Genomic DNA, 236 nt, shown 5'->3' with positions numbered 1-236 from the left:
TCTAATAACAATGCGACGATTCCGGTATATCGATTTGCTTTTTTCTTCTTTTCTTCTTTTTTTTTTTTTTTTTTCTTCTTTTTTTTTTTTTCTTTTTTTTCTTTCTTTTTTTTTTTTTTTTTTTCTCTTTTTTTTTTTTTTTTTCTCTTTTTTTTTTTCTTTTTTTTCTCCTTTTCTTTTTTTTTTTTTCTTTTTTTCTTCTCTTCTTCTTTTCCTTCTCTTTCTTGCTCTTTTGT

The 236-nt window shown here is 20.3% G+C and carries 1 protein-coding gene; it reads right to left on the bottom strand.

Annotation, left to right across the window (positions count from 1 at the left end):
• The coding region (locus MTCD1_RS23870; protein WP_200818725.1) for a hypothetical protein at positions 1-236 on the bottom strand (236 nt) is incomplete at both ends.

Source organism: Colwellia marinimaniae (assembly GCF_002207865.1).
GTDB lineage: Bacteria > Pseudomonadota > Gammaproteobacteria > Enterobacterales > Alteromonadaceae > Colwellia > Colwellia marinimaniae.
Note: the sequence above shows the minus strand (reverse complement) of the source record. Positions and strands in the feature narration are given on the sequence as shown.